The organism is Nocardioides sp., from assembly GCF_036405735.1.
Lineage (GTDB): Bacteria > Actinomycetota > Actinomycetes > Propionibacteriales > Nocardioidaceae > Nocardioides.
Genome location: NZ_DASWXC010000045.1, coordinates 1 through 8560, shown reverse-complemented (window position 1 = coordinate 8560; position 8560 = coordinate 1). Strand labels below are relative to the sequence as shown.

Below are 8560 nucleotides of genomic sequence, written 5' to 3'. Positions count from 1 at the left end.
CGAGCGCGGCATGGTCGTCATCAAGCCGGGCACCACGACCCCGCACACCAACTTCGAGGCCTCGGTCTACATCCTCTCGAAGGAGGAGGGCGGCCGTCACACGCCGTTCTTCAACAACTACCGTCCGCAGTTCTACTTCCGTACCACGGACGTGACCGGCGTCGTGACCCTCCCCGAGGGCACCGAGATGGTCATGCCGGGTGACAACACCGAGATGTCGGTCGAGCTCATCCAGCCCATCGCCATGGACGAGGGTCTGCGGTTCGCGATCCGTGAGGGTGGCCGCACCGTCGGCGCCGGCCGGGTCACCAAGATCACCAAGTGATCTAGCTTCATCTCACAGAGGGCCCCGCTGCTTCGGCAGCGGGGCCCTCTGCTGTGCCCGCTTCGTTGGTCGAGTAGCGAGCGCCAGCGAGCGTATCGAGACCCCTGACCCGAGAATGGAACCCATGCCTCCCGAGACCCACGACAAGCACGGCAAGCTCGCCCGCTCGCGCAACGCAAGCCCGGAGTCCCGGCCCAACGTCCGGCTCACCGAGGACGGTCGGCCGCTGCGCGAGGTGCTGTCGTATGCCCGTCGTGGCAGCCGGTTCACGGCCCGGCAGGCCGACGCCTGGGACCGGCTTGCGGGTGAGTGGGTGTTCGGCCCCGAGGCGGTCGCCGACGTCACGGGGCCGCTGGACCTGGGGGCCGCGTGGTTCGGGCGGGACGCACCGCTCTACGTCGAGATCGGCTCGGGCGTGGGGGAGACGACGGCGTCGTACGCCGCGGCGCATCCCGACGTCAATGTGCTCGCCTTCGAGGTGTGGCTGCCCGGGGTCGCCGACACGCTCGGCCGGCTCGAGGCGGCCGGCGCGACCAACGCCCGGCTGTGCACCGTCGACGCCGCCTGGTCGCTGACCGAGCTGTTCGCGGCCGGCTCGATCACGGAGCTGTGGACGCTCTTCCCGGACCCGTGGCACAAGAAGCGTCACCACAAGCGCCGTCTGGTCAACCAGCCGTTCGTAGGGGTCGCCGCCTCACGGCTGGTCGCCGGTGGCACGTGGCGGCTCGCCACCGACTGGGCCGACTACGCCGAGCACATCGCCGAGGTGATGGCCACCGAGCCGACGCTCGCCGGCGGCACCGCCGAACGCTGGGACGAGCGTCCGCTCACGAAGTTCGAGCGGCGCGGCCTCGCCGAGGGCCGGGAGATCGCCGACTTCGCCTACCGGAGAGTGTGATCACCGCGTGGGGGCGGTGATCTCGATACGCGCGTCACGGGCTCGCAAGCTCGCCCGTGGCGCTACTCGATCACCCCGCCTGGTCCGCACCCTCGCGAGCTCGGGCGCGGGGCGGTGTCAGCAACCGACCTCGGGGCGGCCGGCGACCGGCCGCGCGATGGGCGCTCGCTTGAGCTGGCGGACCAGCTTCCGCTTCGTCGTCGTGCGGCCGAGCGGGTAGTAGCGGAACCAGTCGAACTGCGTCACGAGCGGGTCCATCCGTGCCGCGCCGGGGGCGGCGAGCAGGGAGGCGCGCAGGTGCAGTCGCTCGCCGCGCATGACCTTCTTGACCGGCAGCCGACGCACGATCCGCCCGTCGAGGAACCACGACACCGACCTCGGCGTCACCTCGGCCGCCCAGACGCGCCAGGCGCCGTACCGGGCGTCCTGGGTGCCGTTCCAGGTCTTGACGTCGTAGAGCGGACCGACCGGCGTGACGGGCGCGCTGCGGTGCAGCCCGGGGCGGTGCACGCCGACGGTGGCGGTGTGCGAGCCGGACTGGCCGTAGCTGGCCATCACGACCGACCGCGGCGCACAGCGGGCCGGTGGGCTCGCCGGCACCAGCTCCAGCTTCACCTGGTACGGCGGCAGCCCGGCCGGCACCTTCTTGCTGGTCGAGCCGGTCTTGCTGCGGAAGCGAACCTCCCAGCGGCCGTAGCGGCGCGCCTGGTTCCAGTCGGCGACCAGGTCGCCGCGGGTGTGCTCGATCTGCAGCGTGCCGTACTTCTTGGCCCACACGTCCGGCGTGCCGACGTAGCTGAACGGCCCGGGCACCGGGTTGGCGACCCCGGACAGCTGCTCGCCCGTGGTCTCGAACTCGTGGCGGGTCACCTTGCTGGTCCACCAGGCGTAGGTGGAGCCGGAGTGGATCAGCTCGTAGGCGTTGCAGCCCTCCGGGCGACCGCAGGAGCCGGGAGCGGCTGAGGCGGGGAGCGGGGCGACGAGCGTGGCGAGGAGCGCCAGGAGAGTGATCGGTGCGAGAAGGAGTCCGAGAGCACGGAACGGGCGGAGAGTCACCGCGACACGGTAGGTCGCGGGCCCTCCGCCCGTCCAAAGCTCGGCCCAGGAGTGACCGATCGGTGGGGTGGACTAGTCCGCTCAGCAGGCGCCGGCGTACGTCTTCTGGTCAGGCTTGGCGCCGCCGGTGGCCTTGGCGCCCTTCTTCTTCATGGTCCAGTAGCGCGCCCAGTCCATCTGCAGCCGGGTCTTGTTCATGCGGGCGCCGGGCTCGGCGACCAGGCGGGCCTGCATCGTGAGCGGCACGCCCGAGAGCGCGGCCGGCCGCTTCTCGGTCGCCACGAGCCGGGCGTCGACGAACCACTTCACGTGCTTCGGGGTCACCTCGACGCCGAAGACGTGCCACTCGTCGGAGCCGACCTTGCGGGACAGCTCCTTGTCGTAGACGAACTGGACGTTCGGGAGGTTGCGCACGGCGAACTTGGCGGTGTGCGACTTCTTCGGGGTGTAGTCGAGCATCACGATGTCGCGGGCACCGCAGTGGCGCTTCTTCTTCGCGGCCGGGACGAGCGCGACCTGGACGCGGTAGTCGGTCGCGCCGCGGGACTCGCGGGCGGTGCGCAGCCGGGTCTCCCAGCGGCCCTTCGTGTAGGAGACGCCCTTCCAGGTCGTCATGACGTCAGCGCTGCGGCCCTTGCGTCCGACCAGCGTGAGCATGCCGTTCTGCTGGTAGAGCCGGCCGGGGCCGGTGAGCCTCCACTCGCGGGGCTCGGTGCGACCGCCCTTGAACTCGTAGCGGTGCTTGACGGGATACCAGTTGTAGCTCGCCCCGGCGTGCACCAGCTCGAAGGCGGTGCACCCGCTCGGCCGGCCACAGGAGCCCGGGGCGGCGGACGCCGGGGCGGTGGCCAGGAGCGGGAGCGCGACGGCGAGGACCGACCCGAGAACGGCCAGTCGCGTGGTCATGCGCGTAATGAACATCCGGCCACCCTAGCCACGTCGGCGCGAGCCGTCAGATTCGCCGACGGTCGGCGGTCGGGCCGAGCAGGGCTCAGCAGGCGGCGTCGTACCTGCCCTCGGTGAGCGGTGGCGCGGTGAGGGGCTTCTTGTTCGGCTTCGTGAGCGGCCAGTACCTCGCCCAGTCGAGCTGCACCTTGGTCGGCCGCATCGTCGCCCCGGGGGTGGCGACCAGCGAGACCCGCATCTGGAGGGGCACGTCGAGCAGCGGTGTGCTGGTCGGCTGGGTGGCGACGACCTTCGCGTCGACGAACCATGACACGTGGTCGTCGGCGAGCTCGACGGCGAACGTGTGCCACCTCGACCGGCCCACCGGCCGGCGGGTGGTGAGCGACGCGGTGTGTGTGAGGTTCGGCAGCGAGTGGACGGCGAAGCCGGCGGTCGTCGGCTCGGAGGGGTGGTAGGCGAGCAGGGTGACGCCCTCGGCGCCGCAGTGCTCCTCGGTGACCGGCACCAGCTCCACCTTCACCAGGTAGTCGGTCAGCCCCGGCGCGTGGGCGGCGCGCACGTTGTTCTGGTCGGTGCGCATCCGCACCTCCCAGCGGCCACGGTCGTAGGCCGCCCCCGTCCAGGTGGCACTCAGGTCGCCCCGGCGCCCGTTGAGCGTGAGCATCCCCTTGGTGGTCCACAGCTGACCGCCGGCGCCCTTGACCCACGCGGCCGGCTTGGCGCCCTTGAACTCGTGCCGGTGCCGCACGGGATACCACCCGTACGACGAGCCGGCGTGCTGCAGCTCGAACGCGGTACAGCCGCTGGGCCGGCCGCAGGACCCGGGTGCGCCGAGCGCGCCGGCGGGCGAGGGCACGACGGTGCTGCCCGCGAGCACGGCGCCGGCCCAGACGGCGGTCGCGGCGACGGCGGTACGGCGGAGCCTTGCGGGACCCATGGGACGCATGCGGTCACCCTAGGTCCGCGCCCTGGATCAGGAGGGCACCCGCGCCGGGCTGGCCGTGGTGTGGCGCTCGACGAGCTCGAGCGGGAGCACGAGCGAGGCTGGTGGCGAGGCGCTGGGCCGCCCCGACTGCAGCTGGGCGAGCACCTGCTCCGCGGCGACCCGGCCCTGCTCGCGGACCGGCTGACGGACGGTGGTGAGGTCGAAGAACGCCGCGAGCTCGTGGTCGTCGACGCCGACCACGGAGAGGTCCTCGGGCACCCGCAGGCCATGCTCGCGGGCCGCCCGCAGCACGCCGATCGCCATCTCGTCGGAGGCGGCGAAGATCGCGGTAGGCCGCCGCGGCAGGGCGAGCAGCCGATGGGCCGCCAGGGTGCCGCCGGCGACCGTGAAGTCGCCGACGTCCTCCAGCGCGGGGTCGTCCTCGAGGTGCCGGGCGGCGAGCACCGCGCGGTAGCCGGCCAGTCGGGCGGGGGGAGCGGTGAAGTCGACCGCGACCTCCGGCGACCCGCCGACGTACCCGATCCGCCGGTGCCCCAGCGCGGCCAGATGCTCGGTCGCGAGCCGCCCGGCGCGCTCGTCGTCGATGCGGACCGCGAAGAAGCCGGGCGCCTCGGCGCCCACGATCGCCACCGGCCGGCCGAGCGAGCCGAGCCGCGCCAGCTCCTCGGGGGAGGGACGCAGGCCCAGGACCAGCACCGCGTCGGCCCGCTTGGACAGCAGACTGGTCTCGAAGACGCGGTGCCGGGCCGCCCGGTCGCCGGCGAGGTTGTAGAGCAGCAGGTCGTAGCCGGCACCCCGCAGCACCTCCTCCGCGCCCTGGATCACCTGGCCGAAGAACCACTGCGTGACGCGGGGGACCACCACCGCGACGGTCCTGGTGCGCCCGCTGGCGAGACCGGCCGCGCTGGGGGAGGGCACGTAGCCGAGCCGCTCGGCGGCGGCCATGACGCGGCTGCGGTTCTCCTCGGACACGCCGGGGAGGCCGCGCAGCGCGCGGGAGACGGTCGCGGTCGACATCGCGACCTCGTGCGCGACGTCCCGGATGCTGGTCATGATGGGAGCGCTCCCAAGCCGGGCTTCGCTCGTCTAGGCTGGCGGTCATGACAGCGCACCTGCCCGACGGCGCGGCCCTGGCGTTCGGCTCCGCGACCGCGTCGTACCAGATCGAGGGCGCCACGTCGGCCGACGGCCGCGGGCCCTCCATCTGGGACACGTTCGCGGCCCGTCCGGGCGCGACACGGGACGGCAAGGACGGCTCGGTGGCCTGCGACTCCTACCACCGTTACCCGGAGGACGTCGCGCTGCTGGCCGATCTGGGCGTGGCCTACTACCGCTTCTCGCTGGCGTGGCCGCGGATCGTGCCCGCCGGCACGGGCGCCGTCGAGCCGCGCGGACTGGGCTACTACGACCGACTCGTCGACACGCTGCTCGAGCGCGGGGTCACGCCGACCGGCACCTTCTACCACTGGGACCTCCCGCAGGCGCTGGAGGACCGGGGCGGCTGGCTGCACCGCGACACGGCGTACGCCTTCGCCGACTACGCGATGGTGGCCTACGACCGCCTCGGGGACCGGGTGAAGGTCTGGGCCACCCACAACGAGCCGTGGTGCGCGGCGTACCTCGGCTACGCCGCCGGCGTGCACGCGCCCGGCCGCCGCGAGGGCGGCGACGCGCACCGGGCCGCCCACCATCTCAACCTGGGCCACGGCCTGGCGGCCCAGCGGCTCCACGAGGCCGGCTGCCGCGACGTCGGCATCGTGCACAACCTGGCGCCGATCTGGCCCGAGCCCGGCACGCCGGCGTCGGCGGCCGACGGCGTCGACGCCGTGCGCAACCGGGTGTGGCTCGGTCCGCTCGTCGACGGCGCGTACGACGACGGCGTACTGCGTGTGGCGCCCGTGCTCGCCGACCCCGAGCTGGTCCGCGACGGCGACCTGGAGCTGGTCCGAGGCTCCGCCGACTGGCTGGGCGTCAACTACTACACGCCCGTCCGGCCGGGGCCGGTCGTCCCGACGCCGCAGGGCGAGGAGCGGCACCCCGAGACCGACGCCTACCCCGGCGTCGAGCCGGTGACCTTCCACGTCCGCGAGCCGCGCACGCACATCGGCTGGGAGGTCGAGCCGGCCGGACTGGAGGAGCTGCTCGTCGAGAGCCATCGCCGCACCGGGCTGCCGATCATGGTGACCGAGAACGGCGCCGCCTACGCCGACGAGACCGTCGTCGACGGGGTCGTGCGGGACGCGGACCGGATCGCCTACCTCGACGGCCACATCGCCGCCACCGAGCGCGCCCGGGCGGCAGGCGCCGACGTCCGCGCCTACATCGTGTGGACGCTGCTGGACAACTTCGAGTGGGCCGAGGGCTACACCAAGCGCTTCGGCATCGTCCACATCGACCCCGCCACGCAGGACCGCACGCCGAAGGCGTCCTACCGCTGGCTCCAGCAGCGCCTGCGCGGCTGACCCGGTTGCGGCGGCCGACGTCATGCGGTCCGGTCGCTCAGGCAGCCGGACCGCATGACGTCCCGCACGCCACATCTCAACCCTTGACGCTGCCCGCGAGCAGGCCGCGGACGAAGAACCGCTGCAGGGACAGGAACACGATCAGCGGCACGATCAGCGACACGAACGCACCGGCCGCGAGCAGGTGCCAGTCCTGGCCCCGCGTGCCGGAGAGCGCCGCCAGCTGCACCGTGAGCGGGGAGACGTCCGGGCTGCCGCCGCCGAAGACGAGGGCGACGAGCAGGTCGTTCCACACCCACAGGAACTGCAGGATGGCGAAGGCCGCGATCGCGGGCGTCATCAGCGGGAGGATCAGCCGGGTGAAGATCTGGACGTGGCCCGCCCCGTCGACGCGCGCCGACTCGATCAGCTCGCCGGGGATCTCGTTCATGAAGTTGTGCAGCAGGTAGATCGCCAGCGGCAGCGCGAACATCGCGTGCGAGAGCCAGATCGTGTAGAAGCCGCCGCCGGGTGCGTCGCCGCCGGCCAGGCCGAGGTCGACGTAGAGCCGCAGCAGCGGGATCATCGTGACCTGGATCGGCACGATCTGCAGCGCGAACACCAGGACGAACAGCGTGTTCTTGAACGGGAACTGCATCCAGGCGAAGGCGTACGCCGCCATCGCGGCGATGCTGATCGGGATGATCACCGCCGGGATCGTGATGATGGCCGAGTTGATCAGGTAGTCGGACAGGTTGTACTGCGAGGCGCCCGAGAGCACCGCACGGTAGTTGTCCAGCGTGAAGGCGGGGTCGGTCACGATCCGCCACCAGCCGGTGGTCTTGATGTCGGCCTCGGGCCGGAACGACGAGATCAGCAGGCCGGCGGTCGGGACCGTCCAGAGCACGGCGATGACCAGGGCGCCGAGCGACGCCCACCGGTTGGTGAGGCCCTTGCGGCTCTGCTCGGCCGTCCGCTCGATCTTCTTCAGGGTGCTGACGTCGCTGATGTCAGTGTCGAGGGTCGTCATCGGGCCGCCACCTTCCGCATCTGCCGGACGTTGTAGATCACCACGGGGAGGACCAGGACGAAGATCAGCACCGCCAGCGCGGCGCCGAGGCCGCCGTTGTTGGCGCGGAAGCTCTGGACGTAGAACTCATAGGCCAGCACGCTGGTGTCGAAGTTGCCGCCGGTGACCGTGCGGACGACGTCGAAGGCCTTGAGGGTCGTGATCGTGATCGTGGTGAGCACCACGATCAGGGTGGGACGGATGCTCGGGACGGTGATGAAGCGGAACATCTTCAGTCCGCTCACACCGTCGAGCCGGGCCGCCTCGACGATGTCGGTCGGAATGGCCTTGATGGCCGCGGAGAGCACCGTCATCGCGAAGCCGGCCTGCACCCAGATCATGATCACGATGAGGAAGAGGTTGTTCCACGGGGCGTTGATCAGCAGGTGGTGGCGGCCCAGCCCGACGGCGTCGGTGGCGGCGTTGATCAGGCCGACGTTGTCGTCGTAGACGAACTTCCAGATCAGCGACGCGCCCACCAGGGAGATCGCCATCGGCAGGAAGATCAGCGCCTTCGCGGACTTCTCGAACCGCGCCCGGTCGACGAGTACGGCGTAGACGAGACCGATGAGCGTCGCCACGATCGGGGTGATGATGACCCACAGCGCCGTGTTGAACAGCACCGTGAGCTGGTCGGAGTCGGTGAAGATCGTCTTGTAGTTGTCGGTCCCGACCCAGAGCTTGTCGAAGTTGTTGCGGAACGACAGCCGGATCGTGGAGACGGCCGGGTAGAGCAGGCCGACGCCGATGAGGACCAGCGTCGGCAGGAGGAACGCCGTCGACTGGATGACCTCGCCGGACCGCGACCGCAGTCGGGAGGTCAGCAGCAGGATCACCGCGACGACGGCGAAGAACAGCGCGATGACGATCGCGGCCTGGAGGAGCTTCTCGGCGGCGGACATGGCACTCCCAACGGTCA

Annotated in this window: 9 protein-coding genes; 3 read left to right on the top strand and 6 right to left on the bottom strand. The window is 71.5% G+C overall.

Going from position 1 to position 8560, the window contains the following annotated elements:
* Together VGE38_RS06855 and trmB are read left to right on the top strand one after the other, a co-directional pair.
* Positions 1 to 325: EF-Tu C-terminal domain-related protein (locus VGE38_RS06855; protein WP_524538542.1), on the top strand; the 325-nt coding region annotated here is incomplete at its 5' end.
* 124 nt (positions 326 to 449) lie between these two features.
* Complete coding sequence (trmB, locus tag VGE38_RS06850) at positions 450 to 1223, top strand: tRNA (guanosine(46)-N7)-methyltransferase TrmB (protein ID WP_331141785.1); 774 nt, start codon at positions 450 to 452, stop codon at positions 1221 to 1223.
* A 117-nt stretch (positions 1224 to 1340) separates the two neighbouring features.
* Here trmB and VGE38_RS06845 read toward each other — a convergent pair whose 3' ends face one another.
* The 4 genes from VGE38_RS06845 to VGE38_RS06830 form a co-directional block, all read right to left on the bottom strand.
* The gene (locus VGE38_RS06845) at positions 1341 to 2279 is read right to left on the bottom strand and encodes a hypothetical protein (protein ID WP_331141784.1); all 939 of its coding nucleotides are present in this window, start codon (positions 2277 to 2279) and stop codon (positions 1341 to 1343) included.
* An 81-nt stretch (positions 2280 to 2360) separates the two neighbouring features.
* Positions 2361 to 3185, bottom strand: a complete 825-nt coding sequence (locus VGE38_RS06840) for a LamG domain-containing protein (protein ID WP_331141783.1) — start codon at positions 3183 to 3185, stop codon at positions 2361 to 2363.
* Positions 3186 to 3270: 85 nt separating this feature from the next.
* Positions 3271 to 4131, bottom strand: coding sequence for a hypothetical protein (locus VGE38_RS06835; RefSeq protein WP_331141782.1), 861 nt, complete (start codon positions 4129 to 4131; stop codon positions 3271 to 3273).
* 27 nt (positions 4132 to 4158) lie between these two features.
* Positions 4159 to 5184: a LacI family DNA-binding transcriptional regulator gene (locus VGE38_RS06830; protein ID WP_331141781.1), complete on the bottom strand. Its 1026-nt coding sequence runs from the start codon at positions 5182 to 5184 to the stop codon at positions 4159 to 4161.
* A 47-nt stretch (positions 5185 to 5231) separates the two neighbouring features.
* Here VGE38_RS06830 and VGE38_RS06825 point away from each other — a divergent pair, with 47 nt between their 5' ends.
* The gene (locus tag VGE38_RS06825) at positions 5232 to 6593 is read left to right on the top strand and encodes a GH1 family beta-glucosidase (protein WP_331141780.1); all 1362 of its coding nucleotides are present in this window, start codon (positions 5232 to 5234) and stop codon (positions 6591 to 6593) included.
* Positions 6594 to 6669: 76 nt separating this feature from the next.
* On the opposite strand, the gene VGE38_RS06820 is transcribed toward VGE38_RS06825, so the two are convergent.
* Both VGE38_RS06820 and VGE38_RS06815 read right to left on the bottom strand, forming a co-directional pair.
* A complete protein-coding gene (locus VGE38_RS06820; RefSeq protein WP_331141779.1) occupies positions 6670 to 7602 on the bottom strand; it encodes a carbohydrate ABC transporter permease in 933 nt (310 codons plus the stop codon).
* Positions 7599 to 8560, bottom strand: a 962-nt coding sequence (locus VGE38_RS06815; RefSeq protein WP_331141778.1) for a carbohydrate ABC transporter permease, incomplete at its 5' end; no start/stop codon positions are given. The genes VGE38_RS06820 and VGE38_RS06815, both read right to left, overlap by 4 nt.